This window comes from Kluyvera huaxiensis (assembly GCF_040149365.1).
GTDB lineage: Bacteria > Pseudomonadota > Gammaproteobacteria > Enterobacterales > Enterobacteriaceae > Kluyvera > Kluyvera intermedia_A.
The window spans coordinates 133,336-158,235 of the sequence record NZ_JBEFLV010000005.1 but is presented as its reverse complement, the minus strand read 5'-3'; the positions used below and the strand labels follow the sequence as shown (position 1 = coordinate 158,235).

Below are 24,900 nucleotides of genomic sequence, written 5' to 3'. Positions count from 1 at the left end.
CACGCGCTAGCTCAAAAAAAATAATGGAACGATGTTTTAATATAGTTGACCACCGATTAGCCACAGCGCACACTACGAAAAATTTACCGATTCAGGTTGATGACTATGTCTAAAAAAATTGCCGTGATTGGCGAATGCATGATTGAACTGTCCGAGAAGGGCGCACAAGTTAACCGCGGTTTTGGCGGCGATACCTTAAACACGTCCGTCTACATCGCGCGTCAGGTCTCCCCGGCTGAGCTCAGCGTCAATTACGTCACGGCGTTAGGCACCGATACCTTCAGCCAGCAGATGATGGATGCCTGGCAGGCGGAAAACGTCAACACTGACCTGATTCAGCGCATGAGCGACCGTATGCCGGGCCTGTACTACATCGAAACCGATGATACCGGCGAGCGTACGTTCTACTACTGGCGCAACGAAGCGGCGGCTAAATTCTGGCTGGAGAGCGAGCAGTCTGCCGCTATCTGCGAACAGCTGGCGAGCTTTGACTACCTCTATCTGAGTGGCATCAGCCTGGCTATCTTAAGCCCGGCGAGCCGTGAAAAACTGCTGGCGCTGCTGAGCCAATGCCGCGCCAACGGCGGGAAAGTTATCTTCGATAACAACTACCGTCCGCGCCTGTGGGCAAGCAAAGAAGAGACTCAGCAGGTGTACCAGCAGATGCTGGAATGCACCGACATCGCTTTCCTGACCCTGGACGACGAAGATGCGCTGTGGGGCGAGAAGCCAGTTGAAGAGGTTATCGCGCGTACGCACGCAGCGGGTGTTAACGAAGTGGTAGTGAAGCGCGGCGCAGACTCTTGCCTGGTTTCCGTTGTCGGCGAAGCGCTGGTCGATGTACCTGCGGTTAAGCTGCCAAAAGAGAAAGTGGTGGATACTACCGCGGCGGGCGATTCCTTCAGCGCTGGCTATCTTTCCGTCCGTCTTACCGGTGGCGATGCGCAGGCAGCAGCAAAACACGGTCATCAGACGGCGAGCACCGTGATTCAGCATCGCGGGGCGATTATTCCGCGCGACGCGATGCCAGCGTAATAACTGGATTTAAAAAAACCTCTTCCAGCTGGGAGAGGTTTTTTTTCGTCTGGAGCGAGGGTTTCCCCTCACCCCGGCCCTCTCCCCAAAGGGGCGAGGGGGAAAGGCAAAACCCTCCGCTCGATCTGTCCCCTCTCCCTGTAGGGAGAGGGTTAGGGTGAGGAGAAGAAAGCCAAACTCCCCGCCGGCTCGATCGGTCCCCTCTCCCCTGTGGGGAGAGGGTTAGGGTGAGGGGTCAGCTGCTGCGCTTACTGCGCAGGCGGGATATCGGTGACATCCTGGTGGCTATCATCCACCACCGCAGCCGCTTCCGGCTTCGAGGTCAGCATGATTTTGTTCCAGGTATCCTGCAAATCCTTCATATTGAACTCAGGCTCGCCGGTCGGCTGTTGCAAAATCAGCGCCATATCCTGCGACAGCTGTTGACGCAGATCCTGGTTGAGCATATCCAGCGACAGCGTTTCAAGGAAACTCTGGCGTAGCTTCTGATACTGCTCAGGCGCGATGTCCACCACCTGATTTTGCAGCGAGCGAATCCGCTGATTCATCAGCACATCGGTGTCCATGCGGGCGTAGGTCGCAAACAGCTTTTGCAGCTCAAGCTTTTTCTGCGCAACCAGCGCATTAAACTCGTCTGCCGGCAGGCCTTTATCACGCACGGCGGCCAGCTCACGCGCCACCAGTCCCAGATTGCCTTCGAGCTTGTCGCCCGGTGAGTCCAGATTAATCCCGCACTGTGCGCGCAGGTAGAGCACGCGACAGTCAAAGCCCAGGCCGACATCTTTCATGTTGGTACGGCTCAGCTTCTGCTGAACATGCCAGAACAGCGCCTCACGGGCCAGATCGGCACGCCAGTAACGCAGCAAAGTTGCCGACTCGCGGATAGGCTGCCATGCGCCGTCCCACATGATGGATAAGCGATCCTGCTGTACCGCGTTGGTCATGATGCTCACCGCTTCCGGGCGCAACGGAGACAGCGTTGGTACCGCGGCGGGCGTTTCGCGCTTGCCTTTCAGTTCGCCAAAGATCTTGCCGATCTGTTCGATCGTCGCGCGGCTATCTACATTCCCCACCACGATGAGCGTCATCGCGTCCGGGGTGTACCATTTGTGATAAAACTCGGCCAGCTGTTTCGCATCAACCGGCAGCTTCAGCGGCTCGGCGGGATCGTGTCCCAGCATGGTTGAGCCTTTCAGGCGATAGCGCCACCAGCCCTCTTTGGTATCCTGTGGCCACGTCGCCACCATATCCTGCACGCTCAGCGCGTAGCTGATGGTGTCCGGCGTAATGTCCGGTTTACCCAACGAGTTAGCAAGCCAGGTCAGCGCCTCTTTTTGCAGGTCGCTGCGATTATTCGGCATGCTCAGATTAAAGCGAGTGAAATCGTAAGAGACGATCGCTGGCGGCAGCGGTCGTTTTGGGTCGATGCTCTGCTGCCACATCGAACGCACCTGCGCAGCTGGCATGCTGCCGCTTTGCGTCAACGCGATGCGCGGAATAAGGTGGCTGTAGCCGGTCTGCTGAGCGCTTTCGTTCAGCGAGCCAATATCAATCGAGAGCCGGATTTCTACACGGTCACTCGGGCGCTGCGGCGTGGCAAGCACCTGCCACTGGAAGCCGTTCGGCAGCGTGCCTTGTTGCCAGGCCGGGTCCGGCTGGAGCGTTTCTGCCTGCACAGAGCTGGCCGCTGCCATCATCAGCAAACCACCGGCTAAAAGTCGAATTGTTGTGCCCTGCATGTGAACCCCTGATGAACATTCCTGGTGATTCCCTTCATAGTTAAGTCCGCAGATACGTAAGTCGCCTGCGCGCTATTCCGGGTATAAAAGACAACCGACTCAAGCGATTGCCTAAAATCTTGAAGTAAATACGTCAGTAAGACCACGCAATCGTAAAAACGTCACATGGCTAAGTAAAATAAAACGTGCGATAGCCATAGGCTATCACGGCCAACGAATAACGCCGCCTAATTATGCGCAGGAGCCCGCACTCCAGCAAGGGAGTACGGGCTTAAGTGATGGGATTAAGAGGATAATTCGTGCGATTTTGTTACGTTCGGACGGTTATTGAGCACGTCATCTAACTGTTTTGCATCTAATTGTTTCACACGCTTCGCCACTACGATGGTCGCTACACCGTTACCAATCAGGTTGGTCAGTGCGCGAGCTTCCGACATAAAGCGGTCGATACCCAGAATCAGCGCCAGCCCAGCGACCGGTAAATGGCCAACCGCCGAGATGGTTGCCGCCAGCACGATAAATCCGCTGCCGGTAACGCCAGCCGCCCCTTTAGAGGAAAGCAGCAACACTACCAGCAGGGTTATCTGATGGAAGATATCCATGTGGCTGTTGGTCGCCTGAGCGATGAACACCGCCGCCATCGTCAGATAGATAGACGTACCATCGAGGTTAAACGAGTAGCCGGTCGGGATAACCAGACCCACCACAGATTTACGGCAGCCCAGCTTCTCCATCTTATCGAGCATACGCGGCAGCGCAGACTCGGAGGACGATGTCCCCAGCACGATAAGCAGCTCTTCTTTGATATAGCGAATGAATTTGAAAATGCTGAAACCGGTCATACGAGCGATAGATCCCAGCACCACCACCACAAACAGAATACAGGTGATGTAGAAGCAGATAATCAGCTGCCCCAGCTGTACCAGCGAGCCCACGCCGTATTTGCCAATGGTGAAGGCCATCGCCCCGAATGCACCAATCGGCGCCAGGCGCATGATCATATTGATGATGCCGAAAATCACCTGCGAGAAGCTTTCGATGACGTTGAAAATCAGCTGGCCTTTGTTGCCCAGACGATGCAGCGCAAAGCCGAACATCACCGCAAACAGCAGCACCTGCAGAATGTTACCGCTGGCAAACGCGCCGATCACGCTCGACGGGATGACATCCATCAGGAAGGCGACAATCCCCTGATCTTTTGCCTGTTCAGCGTAGATAGCGACCGCTTTCGCATCCAGCGTCGCCGGGTCAACGTTCATGCCGGCACCCGGCTGAAGTACGTTAACCACCACCAGACCAATCAACAGAGCAATGGTACTGACCACTTCAAAGTACAGTAATGCGACGGCACCGGTGCGGCCTACCGCTTTCATACTTTCCATGCCAGCAATCCCGGTGACAACGGTACAAAAGATAACCGGGGCGATAATCATTTTAATTAGTTTGACGAAGGCATCGCCAAGCGGTTTCATCTGCGCGCCCAGTTCCGGGTAATAGTGACCGATGAGCACACCGATCACTATCGCCGACAGCACCTGGAAATAGAGGCTTTTAAAGAAAGAGGTTTTCATAGGATGTCCTTAAGCTATAGCCACAGGAAAAGTAGGGATTATTTTCACCTGTGGGCACAAAATAACATCCAAGAAACATAATCGAAATATTTGTACGTGAATTTGATACTTAATTGTTAAAACCTTGAGCTGACACGCACAATCGCTATCCATTTTATCCCGGTAGCAGTGATTTCTCCTCGCCTAAATAATCCTGCTCAAAAACCTCTGCTGGGACCGCGCGCGCAAACAGGAAGCCTTGTAGAACATCGACCTCTTCCGCCTTCAGCCAATCATATTGTTGTTTATTTTCAACACCTTCAGCAACCATCTTCAGGTTCAAACTTCGCCCAAGCTGAATGATCGCCGCCACCATACTGGCATCTTCCGGCAGGGTGTCGATAAAGATTTTGTCGATTTTCAGGATGTCGACCGGCACCGATTTCATATGTTGCAGCTGACGCAGTCCGGCATAGCCCATACCAAAATCATCCAGCGCAATGCGCACCCCGGCGTTGCGTAACGGGCGCAGAATGGCCACCGCGGCTTTTGGATCATCAATGCGGCGGCTTTCCGTCACTTCCAGCACCAGCGTCCCCGGCGCAATACGGTAGCGGTTAAGCAGCGCCAACATGTCTGAAACCATATCGTGATGCAGGAGCTGTAGCGCGGAAATGTTCACCGACAGCGGCAGCATAATGCCACGCGACTGCCATACCGCTAGCTGGCGACAGGACTCCTCCAGCACCCAATGACCCACGGTCACCATCAGGCCACAGGATTCAATGTTGTCGATAAGATCGTTGGGTAATACCCAGTTGCCGTCCGGCTGACGCTGTCGTAGCAGCACTTCGGCGCTGCAAACTTTACCGGTCTTCGTCTCAACCTGCGGCTGGAGCCAGATAGAAAACTGCTGGGTATCCAGCGCCATCAGAATGTCACTCTCCTCGGTCAGGCGTTTTTGTGCCTTCACCATCTGCTCAGGATCGAAGAACTCAATCTGATTTTTGCCTTTCCGTCGTGCGGTAAAGGCCGCAGAGAGCGAGCGCCGGTAGAACTGCTCCGCCGTCAGCCCATCGCTGTACATAGCAATCCCAATGCTGGCGCTTGGGCGTAGCTGAATACCTTGCAGCGGCAGCCGCTCATTAATAATAGTGAGCACTTGCTGACCTAAAGTAATGGCATGCCACGGCTCTTTGATACCGTAGGCCAGAATGGCAAAGTCATAGCCGCTAATCTGCGCCAGCACCATGCGCGGCGAAATCACCTGCTTCACTTTCTCCGCCAGCGTCAGCAGCAACATCTCGCGCTGCTCTTCTTTCAGTACACCGGCCGTATCCTGCAGAGTTTCACAGGCAATAGTCAGTAAAGACACCGGCGTTTGACGCTCCAGGCTCTGCTCCAGCAGCCCAAGCATAAATGCTTTGTTAGGGAGGTCAGAAATCGGGAAACGGGTCGATTGGCTGCTAAGTTCGTCGTACTGACGCAATAACGCCTGTTGATTGCGGTTATAGCTGCGCACCAGCGTACCAATTTCATCATCATGATGCAGGCGCGGCAGCGTCAGCTGATGCCCTATGCGGTCAGCCCCTGGCAGATCGTGGATTTCATAGGCAATCTTGCGCAGCGGCCTGACAATCAACCGGTTGATGCACCAGGTCAACGCCACGGTGAGGATCAGCACTAAAAGGAAGTAAGCGGTCACTATCGTTGCTAACGCGCTCATCACGAACTTATACATGCGATAAGAATCAGCCTGCAGCACCAGATAGGCCAGTGGCTGCGGGTTTGCCGGGCGTTCCAGCGAATAGAGCGGCAGCGAAATTTGTACCGGCAGCTCAAAAATACGGGTGATGTTCACCGGAACCGGCCGTTCCGGGATAAAGCTCATGCGCAGCGCCTGAAACTGGTTTGGCAGCACCACGTCCGCGCGGCTGACAATGCCCGCAGGTTGAATACGTCCGAGAATGGACTCGGCCTCTGGAATGTCGGCTTTCAGAATGGCAGCCGACAGCGGCTGGCGCACAGAGCGCGCAATACTTTCGAGTTGCGTAGCGGTGTTATAGCGATCCTGCTGTACGAAGTGGAACAGTAAAATGAAGCAAAAAACAAATAAAAACAACATGGTAACAACAGCAACCATAGCCATTTGTTTTATTGTAAGTGAACGGCTGACGCGCAAAAGAGCTCTCCACTGATACGAACGTGTTGCACAGGCAATGAGAATAACGAGGCTGGCGGCAAAGTCAAAATAGACTCCGGCGCAACGATTATAGCCCGGCATGGTGCCAGGTCATATAAGACGAATACCTATAACCCGTCATAGTTCGCTTTAGCAGCGCGTGGGCCAGGTTTACGCCCTCAGTCACTTACCTTAAGTAAGCGCCTGAGAGCGTTTCCTTGTTGCCTTCCCGCCACGCGAACGATGAGGGTTTAAATCAGGATAGATGGAATTACCAATCCGCGTACGGGATCAGCGGCTGCGGCGGTATATCGAGATCGCCCTGCCAGCCTGCGGCAGAGTAGCGCACGTACAACAGCGCATGGCTTGGGGTGTAGTCTTTGGCCTGCTGAATATCGACACCGGCGCCGACAAACCAGTTGGACGTCACGCGGCGCTCCACAATAGCCCGCGCCGTATAGCCGAAGCCCTGACTGCTGCTGCCGCTATTAGTGTCATCGCTGGCATCCGCCTTCCATTGTGATGGGATGAGGCTCATCAGCGGATAGCTCTGTTCGGTGCGGGTGCGCGAATGCGACCACGACACGGAGCCGCCCAGCTCCCACGACCAGTTCTCAGTGCGCTGACGCCAGTTAACCGGCACCGCAAATGACACATACTCCTGAGGGCTGTAGTAGCCACCCTGACCCAACGTATAACCGCTCAGGTCTTTCTGGTAGTGCCAAATCATATTGTTTAGCCCCACCGTTACCCGGCGGTTATTCTCGTTGATGACCTTGTAGTAGTAGCCGGTCATCCAGCGTACGCGCCAGTTATCAGCCACGTTTTTGCCGGTAAGCTGATCGCCGCTAAGGGACGCCCATACGCCGTTGGCTTCGCCTTTGTCATAACTCAGGCTCAGACCGCCGCCGTCAGCACGCACGCCGCCCCAGGTGGTGCCAGGATGCGCGCCGCTGCTGTTATCTTTTTGCCCGCCAAACGCTAACAGCGAGCTGGAGATCGGACGACGGTGCGCATTCACGGTATAACCCAGAGGGCCAACATCGCTGCTGTAGCTCAGCCCACCCACCACATCAACCACGTTGAAGCCCATCGGGGTAGTACCGATATCGGCGTCCCAGGTGTCGTTCTTCCAGCCGATAGCGACGCTGGCGCCATTACCGGATTGGTTTTTCGAGCCGTAGCAGGTGGCTAAATCACAGGTGCCCCACTGCTCTTTATAGGCATTATTTTTGTCGGCAGAGAAGCTGCCGGCGTCCATATTGATCAAATCTGAGCGGAAGAACATGCGGCCATCAGAGAGCGGCGCATCCACCTGGAACATGGTGGTGTGTGCTTTCAGATCCGAGTAACCGCCCGTACCGCTGGAGCCCCAAAATTCATGCTGCAACGTGACGTTAAGATCTTGCTGACGATAGAGATCGGCGGCATCGCTACGCACACCGCGCTTGAGCCAGTCGTCTTTTTCGTCGTTGCGAGTCAGGCGAGTGAAGCTGTCGTTATCCTGAGGACGCGTTGGCGTCACCTGCGCCGCCACCATCGCATCTTTGTAGGTTTCCAGCGCCTGTTTCGGATCCCCACTCTGCGCCTGATAGCTCGCCGCATCGCGCAGTACCATCGCACTTTCCATCGATGGCGGCTGGGATTTAGCCTGCGGTATCAGCGCAGTCATTATCTTCTGCGCCGTCTCGGTATCGCCAAGCTGCGCGTTCACCAGCGCAATACGCCGCTGGGTATTCAGCGAGCGTTCGCCCTCGGCGGACAGTTCAGCAAGCTGCTGGCGAGCAGCCAGTTTATTGCCGTCTGCAGCGTACACTTCGGCCAGGCCCAGATGAGCATCTTCGTCATGCGGATCTTTTTTCAGCACGGCGTTGTATTCGGCTAACGCGGTCGCGGTATCGCCACGCTGCTGCGCCCAGTCGGCCAGCGTCGAGTGAATCCGCGCCGATTCCGGCTGCTGTTTTAACAGCGCAATTGCCTGAGCTTCCTGGCCGCCATCACGCAGGCGGTTAGCCTGAGCAATAATCTGGTCGTTGCGCAGGCGCGTATCCAGTTCGCGGATGTTATCCGTCCACTGTGACGTCGGCAGCGCGGCCAGATGCGTTAGCGCCGCCTGATCCTGTCCATTACCGGACATATACAGCGAATAGGCGTACACCTGATCGGTATCAGTCGGTTTTTTGCGCGCCAGATTGAGCATCAGATTATCGGCTTCGCTTTTCTTCCCGGCGCTCACCAGGTCGCTAGCCAGTCGGTAGGTCGTCCATACATCATCCGGCGACATGGCTAAGCGACGACGCTGTACTTCAGCCGCCTCAGCCCAACGCCCTTGTTTTTCCAGCGTTTCAGCCTGCTGCGATAACCGGTCATTCGTCAGGCTACGCTCAATATCATCAATGCTGCGCCGTTGGCTGGCAGAGAGGGTGTTGATAAAGTCGGTGGCTTTCTCAGGCGATTGTTCACGGTAGATATTGGCCAGGCCGCGCACCGCACCGCTGTTGGTACGATCAAGACGCAGTGCCTGCTGGTAGTAACGCTCGGCGCTGGCGCTATCTTTACGCGCCAGTGCGACATCACCCAGCCCCTGTACTGCGTAGCTGTCGGTAGCGTCGAGTTTGTGTGCTTGCTGGTAGAGATTTTCAGCCTGCGCAACATTTCCGGCCTTGAGCGCCGCATCGGCTTTACGCAGCAACGGCCAGTATATCTGCCAGGTTTGCGGTTTATTGGCCTCAGCTTCGGCCGCGGCCGCCTTCTGGCGGAATACCGGATCGGCGAGCTGTTTTTGCTGCTCGGCCAATAGCGTACGCGCGTCATTGGCATCGTCGCCGCTGTCGATGACCTGCAGGAATTGCTGTAATGCTTTCTCGCTGCCAGGGCTGACGGGCTGTTTTTTGATATCGTTAAGCCAGATATCACCCGCCGTTCCGCGCCCGCTGGACGATTTCGCCATCTGTTCGAGGACACCATATGCTGCAGCACGTTGATCGTTAGACAACAGCATATTCGCCAGCGCCGCTTGTAGGCTGACGTTGCCTGGATTCTGTTTGTTCAGCGCCTGAAGATGGCCCATAGCCTCTGCTTCACGCCCTGATATACGCGCCACCGTCGACCAATATTCTACGGCCAGATCGCCATCCGGCGGCGGGCCATCAAAGGCTTTCTCGTAGTTCGCCACCGCTTCCGGAACGTGTCCGGTGGTCGCCTGGAGGCGCGCCTGCTGGAGCGCCTGACGCCCAGCGCTACCGTTCAGGCCCATTTCAACCCGCGACGTTTTGTATTCCGTCGAGCCTGGAGCCACCTGAGCCAGTTTCTCTAACTGCTTTTGCGCTCCGGCCGTATCGTTTTGACGCAGCAGGTAACGCAGACGCGCTGCCAGCACCTGCGGGTTGTTGGGATCAATCAACTCCAGCCTGTACAGCGATTGCTGCACCAAATCATCCCGTTTGCTGGCCTCTCCCAAACGCACCTGGCTGAGCAAATGCTCTTCGACCGAGGTATCCGCATAGCCTGGCTGAACCAGCGTCAGGCCCAGAGAGAGTGTGATTAAACTTAGTGTGAACTTGCGCATTCCTGGCCCCAGTCAGGTAGTAATTCGCCGCGGGCGTTGAAGCGAAAACGGTGTTGATCCCAGCCCTGCCCAAAGAGGGTCAGAACATAATTGTAATACGCATCCGCGCCGGGAAAATTATCAGCAACGCGCTGCCGCTGAGCGGCCTGGGCGTCACGGTTTTGTAAGAATGGGAGTAAAGAAGCTGAAAAACCAACCGGGCCATTACCGGTTACTTTGCCGGTGGCAATCGCCACTTTTTCCGGGGGAAGCCCCTGCTTGACGGTCTGCGCCGCCATCGCGTTAAAGCGTTTAAGCAGAGGTGCTTTTTGCGGGTCTGCGTCATGCATCATGCCAATCCACAGATAGACACGAATCGCATCATAGCTACCGATGACATCCGCGGCCTTTACCTGCCAACCGTGGGTTTTATCATAGCCCACCCAATCCGGGGAAAAGCCTTTCGGCGCAGTCTCCAGCAGCAGCTTCAGGTTAGTGTCACGCAGGGTCGTCCACGGCGCACCGAAACGACTGAAATACTGGGCCACCTGTGGAGGGAAATAGCTTGGGTTAAAGCGCCAGTGTTTCTCCTCAGCAAAGCCTACTCGTCCGGGCAGCAGCATGAGTCCTAATCCCGGTACTTTCACCACTTCGCCTTCGGCAATTTTCGCCAACAGCGCTTTCCCGGTGGCGGTGTAATCGTCGTTTTTCCACAGCCGACCGGCTTCCAGCAGCGTCCAGGCGATCCAGACATCAGAGTCGGATGCTGAATTGGTATCCAGCACCGTCCATTCGTTGTCACCCTTTTTCCCCCACAGCCAGGCGGGGAGGTGCTCGCGCAGGGAGCCTTCGGCGAGGTTGTTCTGCGTCCAATTCAGCAAGGTCGCGAACATCTCACGATCGTTCGCCGCCAGGGCAAAGAACAGCGCGTAGCTTTGCCCCTCTGAGGTGGTGATTTTGCGGGCGTCGCTGGTATCAATCACGCGCCCTTCTGTGCTGACGTACTCTTTTTTGAACTGTTCCCAGGCAGGCCAGTTACAGGCTGCCTGGGCTTGTCCGCACAGGGCGCTTAACAACACGATCCAGCGTAACATCCTCATCGCGGCTTACTCGTCTTCCGGATTCAAACGACGGCGGCTGATGATACGTAGCAGTCGCCACAATACCCATGCCAGCAGCACGATGCTGATAGCGGCAAAGATGGCCAGCAGAACCGGGTGGTTAGACAGAGCGAACCACACGCGTTCAAACCATGGCAGGTGGCCCACATAGTACACATCACCCACACGCAGGCTGTTCACGCCGGATTCGCGGATAACCGACACCGAACCAAACATGGCCGCGCGTTTACCGCTGTCATTCAGCGCATCATTGAGCAGGCTGTAGCCTTTGTCGCTATCGGCCAGCAGCGCAACCACGCTACGTTGTTTGTGGTACGGCGATTCAAAGCCCACGATAGCCGCCATCGGACCGGAGGATGAAACCTCGGTTTGTATGCTGGCAGTGCGGTCATCCTCGTCCACGTAGATGCTCGGCAGATCGTTGTGGCGTACCGGCGTTTTCACCCAGCTTTGGGTCGCATCCACCAGCAGATCCACTTTCTTATCGTCTTTCAGCGATTGTGGAATTGAGCCAATCAGCAGCAGGTCGGCATCTTTGTTGGCAATCTGGCTACCATCATCGGTAATCGTCATGTTCGTACCCGCCAGACCGCTCTGACCGCCAATCACCGCGACGGTGTTCAGCAGCGTGCTGAACTGTTCTTCAGACGGTTTTTTCGGCATCACGATAGTCGTGTCGGAGAGATCCGCCATCCGCGTGAACGGGAAGCCCGCGTTGGCAAACGTACGCAGGTCCGGCATCGGCAGGAAGTGATAGTAATGCGAGAAATCGATGGTCGAATCATCGCCCAGCACTACGTGGTTCTGCACCGGCTGGAAAGTCACACAGCTGTCGATTGTGCCGCCCGGCATCGGGTTCGAGTACTGGAAGTCAAAGCGCAGTTGGTTCATCGCACCCAGACGCAGCGCCGGAATGCTGACATCGTTTTTACCGTCCAGCAGACCTTGTAACACCGGCAGGCGCATCATCAGTTTGTTGATGTCCTGGCTGCTATTCAGGCTAAACGACTGTAAGAACTGGTTGTTCAGGCTGATATCCATGCGTGAGCTGTCTTTGATAGCCGGCATGGTGTAGCGATATTTCAAGTCCATATCGATACCGGTGCTGCGCAGCAAATACAAGTCCGGCGGCAGGTTCAGCGACAGGTTGATAGACGCCGGTTCCAGCCCGGTAGACTGCAGCTGTTGCTCATAGGTTTTCAGCTCGCCGAAGGTCACTGGGCGATCGGTACGTACCCAGTTTGGTGCATCGTACGGCACGCGAGCCAGCAGCGGTTTGACTTCATTGACCGTCACGCTGTTGCCACGGAACAGAATGTTCCCCGCCGCAATACCCTGCGCCGCTTTCAGCAAATCTTTATCATCACGCCCAAACACCACCAGCAGCTTCATGTACGGGTTGTTCGGGTGATCGATCATTTCGATCGTCGGCGCGGTAACCGGCGGATGTTCGCGCAGGAAGTCCGGACGATGATCGTTGGTCGCAAAGACTATCGCGTTTCGATCCGGCAGTGCGTTATACAGCACCGGGAAGGTCTGACCGCGCCAGCCGGATTTCGCACCAAACCACGAAGCGATAATCGCTGCCGCCTGCTGCTGCTGCAGGTCCGGGGAACCGGTAAATACCATCGGCAGTTTCAGCGCGCGGTTATCGCGAGCGTCAAAGAATGGTACCGGGAAATGAGACAGGTCATTACGCACCTTCAGCGACTGGTAGGTTAAATCCAGCGAGCTGTTACGGCCCACATCCAGCCAAATGGTGTTGTTCGACGGGTTTTCACAGACGTCACGGTAATGGCCCACAAACTCGAGGCGCACCCGGTTAAAGTCGGTGATGTAAAGCGGATCAACGGGCACCTGCGCCGTCACCTTTTTACCCAACTGCTCTTTGGTGACCGGCAGGACACCCATCAACTCTTCGTTGAGGTACACCTTGAGCTGTGAAGTCACCGGCTGCAGCGACGGTGACGGCGTATAGGTTAGATTCAGCAATGCTTTCGACACCACTTCATCGCTACGCATACCAAATTCAACCCCACCGTTCGGGTTAGACCCGCGCAGTACCATGCTGCCCGGAGGTGGCGCAATCTGAGCAAAAGAAAGCTTTACGTCGCGCGTCGGCGCATCTTCCACCACTACCGGTGTGTTCGCAGGCGTAGCCGCTTCCACCGAAGCCGCTGCGTTATCCTGAACAGACGGAGTAACTGATACCGCTGTTGTTGGTTCTGAATGCGTCGTGAGCGGTAGTAAACTACCTACGCCCACTGCCACTGCACAAATCCAGGAAAGGTTTCTTTTCATCGTGTAATCATCATTATTGTTGTTGAGCCATAGCCGATAGCGGATGCTCGATAACAGCCTCTCGCTCTGGACGACGCGGTACAAATGAAGCCACCCATGCCACTAGCGAGGTGAGCGACCGGAAAATTTCTTTTGCCACCGGCGGCGCAAACTCGGCCAGGTGACGATAACCACGGAATCCTAGCTTCAGGATATCCATCAGACTTTCCAGCGGTTTATCTTCCGGGAAGCTGTCCTGCCAGAGCGCCCACGTATCCGCACGCGCAAACGTACACTGCACAAAATCAATATGTTGACGGGTACTCATCGGCAGTAATTTAAGCCCCACTTCACTCCCCTGGACGCGCACAACCTGGGTTGGGAAGACATATTCTTGTTGACCACGTTTGAGCAGTAAGTTGACCTTCTGCTCTTCCAGCACCTGGGCGTCGCCGTTAATGTGGATCCCCACACCGCCGTCGGAGAAGTCGTGTACCGTACAGGAGAAGAGATGGCCGTCTTCGCGGGAAATCGCCCCAGGCATCTTAATTTCCACACGGTGCGAGCGGCGCACCTGCTTACTTTCTACCGATACCGCCACTGCGCCACCGAGAATAACCAGGTTGTAGAACACCCATACCAGGCTCACCCAGATGGTGAAATGTTCGTCTGCCGGGCCATACATGTAACGCCAGATACCAAACGCCACGCCCACCAGGTTTAGCAACACGAGGAAGATATACGGCCGGGAAATCACCCAGTCGACATACTCCTCTTTCACCAAACCGCCCTTCGCCGTGACGTTGAAGGTCCCTTTGTGCGGCGCAAACAGCGCGACCATGGTTGGCGGCGCGATGTACCAGGCCAGCACGGTTTCGTAGATTTCGCTCCAGAAAGAGTGGCGATATTTGCCCTGAATCTTGGAGTTGGTCAGGCTGGCGTGAATCATGTGCGGCAAGACAAACAGCGCAATCATCAGCGCCGGAGCGTAGATGATATAGGCGTGCAGCAGCAGGAAGGCCAGCGGAGCCGTCAGGAAGATCAAGCGCGGCACACCGGACAAGAAGTGGAACATCGCGTTGAGGTAGCACAACCGTTGAGGCAGCTTCAATCCCTTGCCAAACAATGGGTTATCAAGGCGGAAGATTTGCACCATGCCTCGCGCCCAGCGTATTCGCTGGCCAATGTGCGCCGACAAACTTTCGGTTGCCAGTCCCGCCGCCTGCGGTAGACGCATATAGGCAGAGGTGTAACCCAGACGGTGAAGTCGCAGCGAGGTATGCGCATCTTCGGTTACGGTTTCGACGGCGATACCACCGATTGCATCCAGTGGTTCACGTCGGATAACCGCACAGGAGCCGCAGAAGAAGGTGGCATCCCACATGTCGTTACCATCCTGCAGCAGCCCGTAAAACAGCGTCCCTTCGTTCGGCGTTTTACGGAAACGGCCCAGGTTACGTTCAAACGGATCGGGCGAGAAGAAGTGGTGCGGCGTCTGCATCATCGCCAGCTTCTTATCTTTCAGGAACCAGCCCATGGTCATTTGCAGGAATGAGCGCGTCGGCACGTGGTCACAGTCGAAAATAGACACAAACTCGCCTTTCGCATATTTCAAGGCGTTGTTGATGTTCCCGGCTTTCGCGTGTTCATGGGTGGCTCGGGCAATATACTCTACGCCAACATCCCTGGCGAACTGACGGAACTCCTCGCGATTACCATCATCAAGGATCCAGACCGATATTTTATCTTTCGGCCAGTCGATACCGAGCGAAGCGTAAACGGTATTTTTAACGACGTTAAGGTCTTCGTTATAGGTCGGGATAAAGATGTCCACCGACGGCCATTTACTGAGATCTTTCGGCAGCGGAACGGGCTGACGGTTCAGCGGCCACACCACCGGGAAGTAGCCGAGCACCAGCACAATCCAGGCATAGGTTTCAGCAAACAGCAGAATCAGCCCGCAGACCAGGCTTGTCGGGTCGTTCCAGTTTAACGTTGAGGTATAGCGCCACCAGATATAGCGGCAGGATACGGTTAACGACAGGACAATCAGCATCAGCGCGGAGAAGCGCCCTGGAATTCGTCGCACCAACAGCGCAACGCCCCACAGCAACATCAGGAAGGTAAACTGCGCCAGCGGTGTAAACGGCTGAGTCACGCACACCAGCGCCAGAATCAGCGACAATGTGACGACCACGCCCAGAATTAAGCGTCGTAATTTCGGGCTAAGGTGTGCCAGTTCTTTCTTATCGTCAAGATGGCCGGTTTGCAGAGTGACCCGTTCCGGCAACTTGTGCAGCCACTGGGTATAACGCTCACGCAGATTCTCAATGCTCGCGCGAGGACGCCACTCGGTCGGTTTACGTTCCTCTGGCGGCTTGCTGACAATCAGCCAGATGGCCTGCAGCACATAGCGCAGCGGGTCCAGCGGGCGAGGACGATGGCAATCAATATGGGGGAACAGTTGTTCATGACGTTCGCGCATCGCCTGAAAACGCGGATTTTCCAGGGGCATCACTATCCAGGCCATGGCCACCCAGAAACACGCCAGCGTCGCGCTAAGCCAGGAGGACCCAGCACGGCGATAACCCAGGTAGCGCGTCTGTAAACGCGCGTATACCGACGGGACAAAAATCCAGTGGGCAAGGCGAATCATGCTTCGCTCTCCACCGTCTGCTGGCTGGCATAGTGCATCAGACACCAGTTGGCGAGGGTGATCATCTCTTCGGCAGCCAGAGAGTCGTGACGATATTCGCCTAGCGGTTGTTTATTGGCGAGGCTTTCCGCCATCGCTTCATCCGCGTGCACCACGACCGGCAGCATCCGACGTTGAGTCTGTAGCCATACCTGGAAAAGGTCTTCCTGTAACGGGCTACTCATCCGCAGGCCGTTAATCAGCAGGTTTGAATCAGCGGGCTGCAGCTGTTGGTGTAAGCGGATATGGCAGTTGGCATCGAGTTGAACAATCGTTAACGTGTGGTGGCAGATATCCACCAGAGAAGGCGTCCACGGATAGAAACCGTGCGGGAGATCGATCAGTATCCACTGATAGCGCCCCTGGCGCTGTAGCGTTTGTGCAATATCGACAATCGCCGCGAGCGTATTGCCCAGCGCGCCAATATTTTGCTGTTCGCTGGCCTGCAATTTACCGAATGGCAGTACATCAATCTGTGCCGTGTAACGTAAAGCGGTATCGCGCCAGTCTTGTCCGTCGATAACTGCGCGGGCCCAGCCGCTATGACGGTCAATATCATCGTTGAACGACAGGCGCAGCATATTGTCAGGACAGGCGTCGATAACTAACACCGATTCCCCAAGCAACTGCAATGACCACGCAAGAGCTGCCGTGATAGACGTCGCGCCAACGCCGCCACGGATGCCCTGTAATCCCAGAATAGCCATTATGGCTTCCTTATTTTTGTTCGACTTTTTGTTCTGCAAACTCTGCCAGCAGCGGCCAACGCTTAAACGCGGCGGCTAATTTTTCACGCTGGGAAATATCAGTGTAATCTATATCGGGCAAGGAGAAAGCCCGGCTCAATGCGAGAAAATCGTTCTGAAAAGTATAACCTAGTTGAGAATCCACAGAGGTTTTGGGTTCATTATCTGACATTTTTATGTGCCCTCAGAAATCAAAGTCCGAATACGCCGCGTCAATCGAAGGGCAACCTTTCCAGGAAATTCGTTTATACTCATCATACTTTCGATTGCAGATGCGTCGCGTTCACTCATCTCAACCACATAGTTATGCAAAATAGTTATGCAGGTTTCAGAAAAGTTACAGACTTATCACCTGACGATAACTCGTGCTATTTAGAGTATACATGCTAAATCTGATGCTATTTAATTTCAATATTAGGTTTATTCTGCCGTTTACACTAGTAAACTTATACGCAGAATTATCGTCGATAAGAGGGATGCGATGAACCCCATATTTACTCTTGGCATCCAGTCATTGTGGGATGAAGTGAGCCATATGCCGACTGGCGGCGTGTGGTGGATTAATACCGACCGCCATGAAGATGCCGTCAGCCTGCTTAACCAGACGCTATCCGCACAGCAAAACGATGCGAAGGTAGCCGTGGTAAGCATGGGGGAAAACCCCAATGACATCATTGAAATAAATGATAATCGTGGCCCGAAAAAAATTTCGCTATTCACCATGCAGAATAACCCAGATGGTCTATACTGCATGCGCCGCGATTTGCTCTGTACATTAGATCCCAAAGATTATTTGGTGATCCTTTTATGCTCCCACAATACGTGGGGAAACATTCCTTCCGCTAAACTCCAGCATTGGTTGAACAAAACTCAGCAATGGGCAAAATACCATCAATGCACTTTGTTAATACTAAATCCTGGAATCAACGCCGATACTCAGACCTCGTTATTATTAGGTGAGTATCGTTCGCTTTCAGGTCTGGCAAGTTTACGTTACCAGGGTGATAGTCAACTTCTGGATATTGTTTTCTGGGCTAACGAAAAAGGCGTGAGCGCACGTCAACAGCTGCTAATTAATCAAAAAGACGATGGCTGGCATTTAGCTCAGGACGAAGTTGCGAACGTTCAGCCACGCAGCGATGAAAAAACGGTACTGAGTAATATCAATATTCTTGAAGGGGCTCCGGCACTTTCAGAACACTGGGTGTTATTTGATACCAATGACGCCGTCTTTAATGCCGCTCGTACCGCGCAGGCCGCCACGGTCATATTCTCACTTTCGCAAAATAGCCAGATAGAGGCTCTTGCCCGCAACATTCATACGCTGCGTCGCCAACGCGGCAGCGCGCTAAAACTTATCGTTCGCGAAGCAACCGCCTGTTTGCGCGCCACCGACGAACGGCTGTTATTAAGCTGTGGTGCAAACGTGGTGATTCCGGCCTCGGCACCGTTATCTCGCAGCCTGACGTTAATCGAAAGCGTACAAACACAGCAGTACACCCGCCACGTACCGGAAGATTTAACCACCCTGCTGGCCAATACGGAACCGCTGAAGCTGAAGGGTTATCAGACGTGGGACGTATTCTGCGATGGGGTGCAAAAAATCGTGAACAATACGCTGTTACCGGCTGACGGTAAGGGCGTCATGGTGGCACTGCGCCCGGCACCAGGTCTGCGTGTTGAACAGGCGCTGACCCTGTGTCGCCCGCACCGTATGGGCGATATTGTGACGATTGCTGACCGCCGCCTGGTACTGTTCCTGCCATTCTGCCGGGTTAACGACCTGGACAAAGCGCTGAACCATATCTTCCCGCTGCCAACCGGCGATATTTTCTCTAACCGTATGATTTGGTTTGAAGATAAACAAATCGCTGCGGAGCTGGTTAACATGCGCGATGTGAAGCCTGAGCTGTGGACCAAGCCGCTGGATATTGCGCCAAAACCGAAAAACGTGATTAACGCGACCTATGAAGGCAATGCCTGGCGTCGTTATCCTGAGCCTATGCGCCTGTCTACAGAGACCGGAGAGAAACCGTCATGATGTCGATAAGCGATATTATTCAACTTGTTGTGCTTTGTGCGCTGATCTTTTTCCCGCTGGGCTATCTGGCGCGCCATCATCAGCGACGCATAGTGAACACATTCCGTCTGATCTTTCTTAAACCCCGTTATGTTAAACCAGTAGGCGTATTACGCCGGGATCTGGCCGTCAGGGCAAAATCAAAAAATGACTAAATCGACGCAAAACGCCGCCACTACCCCTTCCCCGCTTTGGCATTATTGGCGGGGGCTATCCGGCTGGAACTTTTATTTCCTGGTCAAGTTTGGCTTGCTGTGGGCTGGATACCTGAATTTCCACGCCATGATGAACCTGGTGTTCATGGCGTTCTTACTCTTCCCGCTGCCTAACAGCCGACTTCATCGCTGGCGGCAGTGGATCGCCATTCCCGTTGGGTTTGCCCTTTTCTGGCATGATACCTGGCTGCCTGGCCCGGAAAGCATCTTGAGCCAGGGGTCACAGGTCGCCGGTTTTAGCGCCGACTATCTGTGGGATCTGGTGACTCGCTTCATCAACTGGCAGATGATCGGTGCATTCTTTGTGCTGCTCGTTGCCTGGTTATTCTTAAATCAATGGCTTCGTCTGACCGTCTTTGTGGTCATCGCGATGATCTGGGTCAACCTGACTGCGCTGCTCGGCCCTTCCTTTACGCTGTGGCCAACCGGGCAAAACGGCAGCGCAACCACCGTCCAGACGACGGCACCCACCACGACAACAGCGGCCTCCTCCAGCAGCGATATTCCGCCACAAACCGCCGCGCCAACGTCCGATAACCTGAACGCCTGGCTCACCAGCTTCTACGCATCTGAAAGCAAGCGCGTCACCACGTTCCCGACGCAGCTTCCTGCAGACGCGCAGCCATTTGACCTGCTGGTCATTAATATCTGTTCTCTGGCGACGTCCGATATCGAAGCCGCAGGTTTACTGCAGCACCCGCTGTGGTCCCACTTTGACATTCGCTTTAGCGATTTCAACTCCGCGACCTCTTACAGCGGCCCGGCGGCTATCCGTTTGCTGCGCGCCAGCTGCGGTCAGCCATCGCACACAGACTTGTATCAACCGGCAGGCAACCAGTGCTACCTGTTTGATAATTTATCCAAACTGGGCTTTACCCAACATCTGGCGCTGGACCACGACGGCGTATTTGGCGACTTCCTCAAAGAAGTGCGTGAATACGGCGGCATGCAAAGCCCGCTGATGGATCAAAGCAATCTGCCGGTTAACCTGCGTTCCTTTGATAACTCACCGGTATACGACGATCTGGCCGTACTGAACCGCTGGTTAAAAAACGAAGAGACCGCTGCGGGCGGGCGGACGGCGACCTTCTATAACATTCTGCCGCTGCACGATGGCAACCACGAGCCGGGACAAAGCAAACCGGCGGATTACAAAGTTCGCGCGCAGAAACTGTTTGATGAACTGGATGCCTTCTTTACCGAGCTGGAAAAATCAGGTCGTAAAGTGATGGTCGTTGTAGTGCCTGAGCATGGTGCGGCGCTGCAGGGCGATAAAATGCAGGTCTCTGGTCTGCGTGATATCCCAAGCCCATCTATTACCCACGTTCCAGCAGCCGTCAAATTCTTTGGCATGAAGGCTCCGCATCAGGGCACGGCGATTGATATCAACCAGCCAAGCAGCTATCTGGCAATTTCTGAACTGGTAGCACGCGCCGTTGACGGTAAAATCTTCACTGAAGACAACGTCGACTGGTCAGCCTACACCGGTAATCTGCCGCAGACAGCCGCAGTCTCCGAAAACGCCAACGCCGTTGTCGTTCAGTACCAGGGCAAACCATACGTTCGCCTGAACGGCGGCGCCTGGGTGCCATACCCGCAGTAACAATGAAAAGGCCGCCGGGTTTTACCCCGGCGGCCCAACGCATTTCCCTTCTTAGCAAAACGCTTTTCTGCTATACCGCTTTCTCTGGATTCTCATCCTGATCGACCGCGAAGCACGCCACCAGCTGTCCACCATAGTCTTTCAACTGCGGCTGAAGCTGAGTGCACGGCCCGAAGCGACGGCGACAGCGGGCATTGAACGCACAACCCGGAGGCGGGTTCAGCGGGCTTGGCAGTTCGCCGGTCAGTTTAATACGCTCGCGACGTTCGTCCGGGTTCAAGCGCGGCGTGGCGGAGAGCAGCGCCTGCGTGTACGGATGTTGAGGGTTGTTGAAGATCTGGTCCTTCGTCCCTTTCTCCACGCAGCGTCCCAGATACATCACCATCACTTCGTCCGCGATATGTTCCACTACCGATAGGTCGTGGGAGATAAAGACATAGGACAACCCCAGCTCCTGCTGCAAATCCATCATCAGGTTTAATACCTGTGCACGCACGGAAACGTCGAGCGCGGAGACCGGTTCGTCGGCAATCACCACGTCGGGATCGAGCATCAAGCCACGGGCAATCGCGATACGCTGACGCTGACCGCCGGAAAACATATGCGGGTAGCGATCATAGTGCTCGGTTTTCAGCCCCACTTTCGCCATCATCGCCAGCGCCTTTTCACGGCGCTGCTCTTTGCTAAGCGAAGTGTTTATCTGCAATGGTTCTTCCAGAATCTGCCCCACTTTCTTACGCGGGTTCAGGGAACCGTACGGGTTCTGGAACACAATCTGGATTTTCTGCCGCCGCAGTTTCTGGGCGTGCGGGTCGTGCTTGAGCAGATCCTGGCCCTGGTAATAGAGCTCACCGCCGGTCGGGATTTCAATCATCGTCAACAGGCGGCCAAGAGTGGATTTCCCACAGCCCGATTCACCCACGACCGCCAGCGTTTTACCGCGCTCAAGGGTAAACGATACGCCGTCCAGCGCTTTCACCAGGCGCTCAGGGGCAAAAAAGCCCTTCTTCACCGGGTAGTGTTTTTTCAGGTCAATGGCTTGCAGCAGCGGCTGCTGCGAGGTGGCCTCGTGCGTACTCATAATGTGGGCCTCCCGGCATCATCGAGTGGGTAGTGGCATTTCGACTGGCGACCGCCATTAAGCAGATTCAGTTCAGGTTCAACGCTGCGGCATTTATCGGTTGCATACGGGCAGCGTGGGTTCAGCAGACAGCCGTTCGGGCGATCGTATTTACCCGGCACCACGCCCGGCAACGACGCTAGACGCGCTTTATCCTGAGCAAACTCCGGCAGCGCGCGCAGCAAGGCCTGGGTATAGGGATGACGAGGGGCGCGGAAAATATCGTTCGCCGCCCCGGTTTCCACAACCTGACCTGCGTACATCACGATAATTTTGTGTGCAGCCTCTGCCACCAGCGCCAGATCGTGGGTTATCAGAATCAGCGCCATGTTCTCTTTTTGCTGCAGTTCCAGCAGCAGCTCAATGATCTGCGCCTGAATGGTCACGTCCAGCGCCGTCGTCGGTTCATCGGCGATCAGCAGCTTCGGACGACAGGCGATGGCCATGGCTATCATCACACGCTGGCTCATACCACCGGAAAGCTGGTGCGGATAAACGTCAAGACGTGATGCCGGGTCCGGAATACCGACCTGATTCAACAGGTCAATCGCCCGCTGACGGCGGGTTTTCTTGTTACCACCCTGATGCACCTTGATGGCTTCCATAATCTGGAAACCGACGGTGTAGCACGGGTTGAGGCTGGTCATCGGGTCCTGGAAGATCATCGCCACTTCGGCGCCCACCAGATTACGACGTTCTTTCTCTGAAATGCGTTTCAGATCCTGACCGTTAAACTGCAGGCTCTCGGCCATTACGCGGCCGGGATAGTCAATCAGCCCCATGATCGCCAGCGAGCTGACGGATTTCCCGGAGCCGGATTCCCCGACGATACCGACCACTTCACCCTGATTTACGCTGTAGCTCACGCGGTCTACGGCTTTAAACGGTGTGCCCTCGTCACCGAAGTGCACCGATAATTTATCTACATTTAATAACGCCATCTCGAACCTCTTACTGCTTCAGTTTGGGATCGAGCGCGTCACGCAGACCGTCACCCATCAGGTTAAATGCCAGCACCGTCAGCAAAATCGCTAGGCCCGGGAAGGTCACAACCCACCAGGCGCTTTGCGCGAACTGCAGAACGTCAGAGAGCATGGTGCCCCATTCCGGCGTAGGCGGCTGTGCGCCCATCCCCAGGAAGCCAAGGGCAGCCATATCGAGAATGGCGTTAGAAAAACCGAGCGACGCCTGAACAATCAGCGGCGCCAGGCAGTTTGGGAAAATATTGACGAACATCTGGCGCATCGCACCGGCACCCGCCACGCGAGAGGCGGTCACGTAGTCGCGGTTGACCTCCACCAGCACCGCCGCGCGCGTTAAGCGGACGTAGTGCGGTAAGGCAACAAAGGTCAGCGCCAGCGCGGCGTTACCAATAGAAGGACCGAAGATCGCCACCAGTACCAGCGCCAGCAGCAGGCTTGGCAGTGCCAGCATGATATCGACGACGCGCATGATGATGTTGTCGACGATGCCGCCGAAGTAACCGGCAACCAGCCCCAGCACAACCCCCATGACCAGCGAAAGTACCACCACCAGACAACCCACCAGCAGCGACAGTCGCGCGCCGTACATCAGGCGCGACAGCACATCGCGGCCGACGTCATCGGTACCAAACAGATGCGCCCATGAGCCACCTTCCTGCCATGCAGGCGGTGCCAGAAGGGTATCGCGGAACTGATCTGCCGGGTTATACGGCGCAATCCAGTTGGCGAAGATAGCAATAAACAGCACGATGACCACGTAGACAAGGCCAATGACGGCGCCTTTATTGCGTTTAAAGTAGTGCCAGAATTCCTGGAAAGGGGTCATCGGCACCGGTGCGGACACCGCTTTGTTCTCAGTAACTTGTGTCATGACGGCCCCTTACTTCTTATGACGGATGCGCGGGTTTACCACGCCGTACAGCAGGTCTACCAGCAGGTTGACGAGAATAATCATCGTCGCCACCAGCAGCACCCCGCCCTGAACCACCGGATAGTCGCGGCGCTGCAGAGCATCAATCAACCAGCGTCCCAGGCCTGGCCAGGAGAAGATGGTTTCCGTCAAAATGGCCCCGGCCAGCAGCGTACCGACCTGAAGGCCGATAACGGTGACCACCGGCAGCATCGCGTTACGCAGCGCGTGAACCACGATGACGCGCATCCGGGTCAACCCCTTGGCGCGGGCGGTACGGATGTAATCTTCACCCAGTACTTCCAGCATCGACGAACGGGTCATACGCACGATAACCGCCAGAGGGATCGTGCCGAGCACCATCGCTGGCAAAATCATATGCGCCAGCGCATCGATAAAGTTGCCCTCTTCGCCCCAGATAGCGGTATCAATCAACATGAAACCGGTCAGCGGGTTGCTGTCATCAAGGAACACCATATCGCTGACACGCCCGGAGACCGGCGTCAGGTTCCACTGCACCGATACCAGCATAATCAGCATCATGCCCCACCAGAAAATCGGCATGGAGTAGCCGGTCAGCGCCAGGCCAACCGCGGTATGATCGAAGATGGAACCGCGTTTAACCGCAGCCAGTACGCCAACCGGGATCCCGACGGCGATAGCAAAAATCATGGCGCAGATACCGAGTTCCAGCGTCGCTTTAAAACGCGGCACGAACTCGTCCCACACCGGAAGTCGGCTTTTTAATGAAATCCCTAAGTCACCGTGCAGTACGCCCCAGATATAGTGGAGGTACTGTTGCCACATCGGCTTATCGAGGCCGAGTTCAGCCAGCAGCTGGGCGTGGCGCTCAGGGGAAATACCGCGTTCGCCGGCCATAATCATCACCGGATCGCCGGGGATCATATGCACGAAGGCAAACGTCAGGAGGGTGATACCGATAAACGTTGGGATCACCAGACCCAACCGTTTGAGGATAAACTGCAACATAGCCCTGATTCTCTATAATGACGGCCCGCCTGGTCACAGGACGTCTGTATTGCTCACAAATCTGCCGCCAGTCCCAAACGAGACAGACGCAGATACGGCGCGGC

At 55.3% G+C, this 24,900-nt stretch carries 17 protein-coding genes; 4 read left to right on the top strand and 13 right to left on the bottom strand.

All coding sequences use genetic code 11. The features are described 5' to 3' along the window. The first annotated feature begins 105 nt into the window (after nucleotides 1-105). Entirely contained in the window at nucleotides 106-1,035 is a 930-nt protein-coding gene (gene kdgK, locus ABOC97_RS07505; RefSeq protein WP_349595853.1) for a 2-dehydro-3-deoxygluconokinase, read from the top strand. 248 nt (nucleotides 1,036-1,283) lie between these two features. Here kdgK and ABOC97_RS07500 read toward each other — a convergent pair whose 3' ends face one another. The 9 genes from ABOC97_RS07500 to bcsR all read right to left on the bottom strand — a co-directional run bounded on the left by ABOC97_RS07500 (nucleotide 1,284) and on the right by bcsR (nucleotide 17,067). After that, the gene (locus tag ABOC97_RS07500) at nucleotides 1,284-2,774 is read right to left on the bottom strand and encodes a M16 family metallopeptidase (protein ID WP_349595850.1); all 1,491 of its coding nucleotides are present in this window, start codon (nucleotides 2,772-2,774) and stop codon (nucleotides 1,284-1,286) included. 284 nt (nucleotides 2,775-3,058) lie between these two features. Next, nucleotides 3,059-4,345 carry a dicarboxylate/amino acid:cation symporter gene (locus tag ABOC97_RS07495; protein WP_234501868.1) on the bottom strand — a complete coding sequence of 429 codons (1,287 nt, stop codon included), beginning with the start codon at nucleotides 4,343-4,345 and terminating at the stop codon, nucleotides 3,059-3,061. A 154-nt stretch (nucleotides 4,346-4,499) separates the two neighbouring features. Then, nucleotides 4,500-6,506: a biofilm formation regulator HmsP gene (gene hmsP / locus ABOC97_RS07490; protein ID WP_349595847.1), complete on the bottom strand. Its 2,007-nt coding sequence runs from the start codon at nucleotides 6,504-6,506 to the stop codon at nucleotides 4,500-4,502. Between the two features lie 271 nt (nucleotides 6,507-6,777). Continuing rightward, on the bottom strand, nucleotides 6,778-10,074 hold the full coding sequence (bcsC, locus tag ABOC97_RS07485; protein WP_349595844.1) for a cellulose synthase complex outer membrane protein BcsC: 3,297 nt from the start codon (nucleotides 10,072-10,074) through the stop codon (nucleotides 6,778-6,780). Continuing rightward, the gene (gene bcsZ, locus ABOC97_RS07480; RefSeq protein WP_349595841.1) at nucleotides 10,056-11,153 is read right to left on the bottom strand and encodes a cellulose synthase complex periplasmic endoglucanase BcsZ; all 1,098 of its coding nucleotides are present in this window, start codon (nucleotides 11,151-11,153) and stop codon (nucleotides 10,056-10,058) included. Before bcsZ ends, bcsC begins: the two co-directional genes overlap by 19 nt. A gap of 6 nt (nucleotides 11,154-11,159) precedes the next feature. Next, nucleotides 11,160-13,475 (bottom strand): cellulose biosynthesis cyclic di-GMP-binding regulatory protein BcsB, encoded by a 2,316-nt coding sequence (gene bcsB, locus ABOC97_RS07475; protein WP_349595838.1) that lies wholly within the window; start codon nucleotides 13,473-13,475, stop codon nucleotides 11,160-11,162. Nucleotides 13,476-13,488: 13 nt separating this feature from the next. Next, the gene (gene bcsA, locus ABOC97_RS07470) at nucleotides 13,489-16,110 is read right to left on the bottom strand and encodes a UDP-forming cellulose synthase catalytic subunit (RefSeq protein ID WP_349595835.1); all 2,622 of its coding nucleotides are present in this window, start codon (nucleotides 16,108-16,110) and stop codon (nucleotides 13,489-13,491) included. Beyond that, nucleotides 16,107-16,856 (bottom strand): cellulose biosynthesis protein BcsQ, encoded by a 750-nt coding sequence (gene bcsQ, locus ABOC97_RS07465; protein WP_349595832.1) that lies wholly within the window; start codon nucleotides 16,854-16,856, stop codon nucleotides 16,107-16,109. The genes bcsA and bcsQ overlap by 4 nt, the downstream gene beginning before the upstream one ends. Nucleotides 16,857-16,866: 10 nt before the next feature. Beyond that, the gene (gene bcsR, locus ABOC97_RS07460; protein ID WP_234501873.1) at nucleotides 16,867-17,067 is read right to left on the bottom strand and encodes a cellulose biosynthesis protein BcsR; all 201 of its coding nucleotides are present in this window, start codon (nucleotides 17,065-17,067) and stop codon (nucleotides 16,867-16,869) included. Nucleotides 17,068-17,376: 309 nt separating this feature from the next. Between bcsR and bcsE the strand changes: the two genes are divergently transcribed. The 3 genes from bcsE to bcsG are packed head-to-tail and all read left to right on the top strand — an operon-like array spanning nucleotide 17,377 to nucleotide 20,793. Further along, nucleotides 17,377-18,936, top strand: coding sequence for a cellulose biosynthesis protein BcsE (gene bcsE / locus ABOC97_RS07455; protein ID WP_349595827.1), 1,560 nt, complete (start codon nucleotides 17,377-17,379; stop codon nucleotides 18,934-18,936). Beyond that, nucleotides 18,933-19,130 carry a cellulose biosynthesis protein BcsF gene (gene bcsF / locus ABOC97_RS07450; RefSeq protein ID WP_313158168.1) on the top strand — a complete coding sequence of 66 codons (198 nt, stop codon included), beginning with the start codon at nucleotides 18,933-18,935 and terminating at the stop codon, nucleotides 19,128-19,130. The genes bcsE and bcsF overlap by 4 nt, the downstream gene beginning before the upstream one ends. Then, nucleotides 19,123-20,793, top strand: coding sequence for a cellulose biosynthesis protein BcsG (gene bcsG, locus ABOC97_RS07445; RefSeq protein ID WP_349595823.1), 1,671 nt, complete (start codon nucleotides 19,123-19,125; stop codon nucleotides 20,791-20,793). Before bcsF ends, bcsG begins: the two co-directional genes overlap by 8 nt. 70 nt (nucleotides 20,794-20,863) lie before the next feature. On the opposite strand, the gene dppF is transcribed toward bcsG, so the two are convergent. From dppF to dppB, 4 genes are read right to left on the bottom strand one after another with little or no spacing between them, the layout of a single operon-like run. Further along, on the bottom strand, nucleotides 20,864-21,874 hold the full coding sequence (gene dppF / locus ABOC97_RS07440; RefSeq protein WP_234501877.1) for a dipeptide ABC transporter ATP-binding subunit DppF: 1,011 nt from the start codon (nucleotides 21,872-21,874) through the stop codon (nucleotides 20,864-20,866). Then, entirely contained in the window at nucleotides 21,871-22,854 is a 984-nt protein-coding gene (dppD, locus tag ABOC97_RS07435; RefSeq protein ID WP_234501878.1) for a dipeptide ABC transporter ATP-binding protein, read from the bottom strand. Before dppD ends, dppF begins: the two co-directional genes overlap by 4 nt. 10 nt (nucleotides 22,855-22,864) lie before the next feature. Then, entirely contained in the window at nucleotides 22,865-23,767 is a 903-nt protein-coding gene (gene dppC, locus ABOC97_RS07430) for a dipeptide ABC transporter permease DppC (RefSeq protein WP_349595818.1), read from the bottom strand. A 9-nt stretch (nucleotides 23,768-23,776) separates the two neighbouring features. Then, a complete protein-coding gene (dppB, locus tag ABOC97_RS07425) occupies nucleotides 23,777-24,796 on the bottom strand; it encodes a dipeptide ABC transporter permease DppB (RefSeq protein WP_234501880.1) in 1,020 nt (339 codons plus the stop codon). Nucleotides 24,797-24,900: the final 104 nt, after the last annotated feature.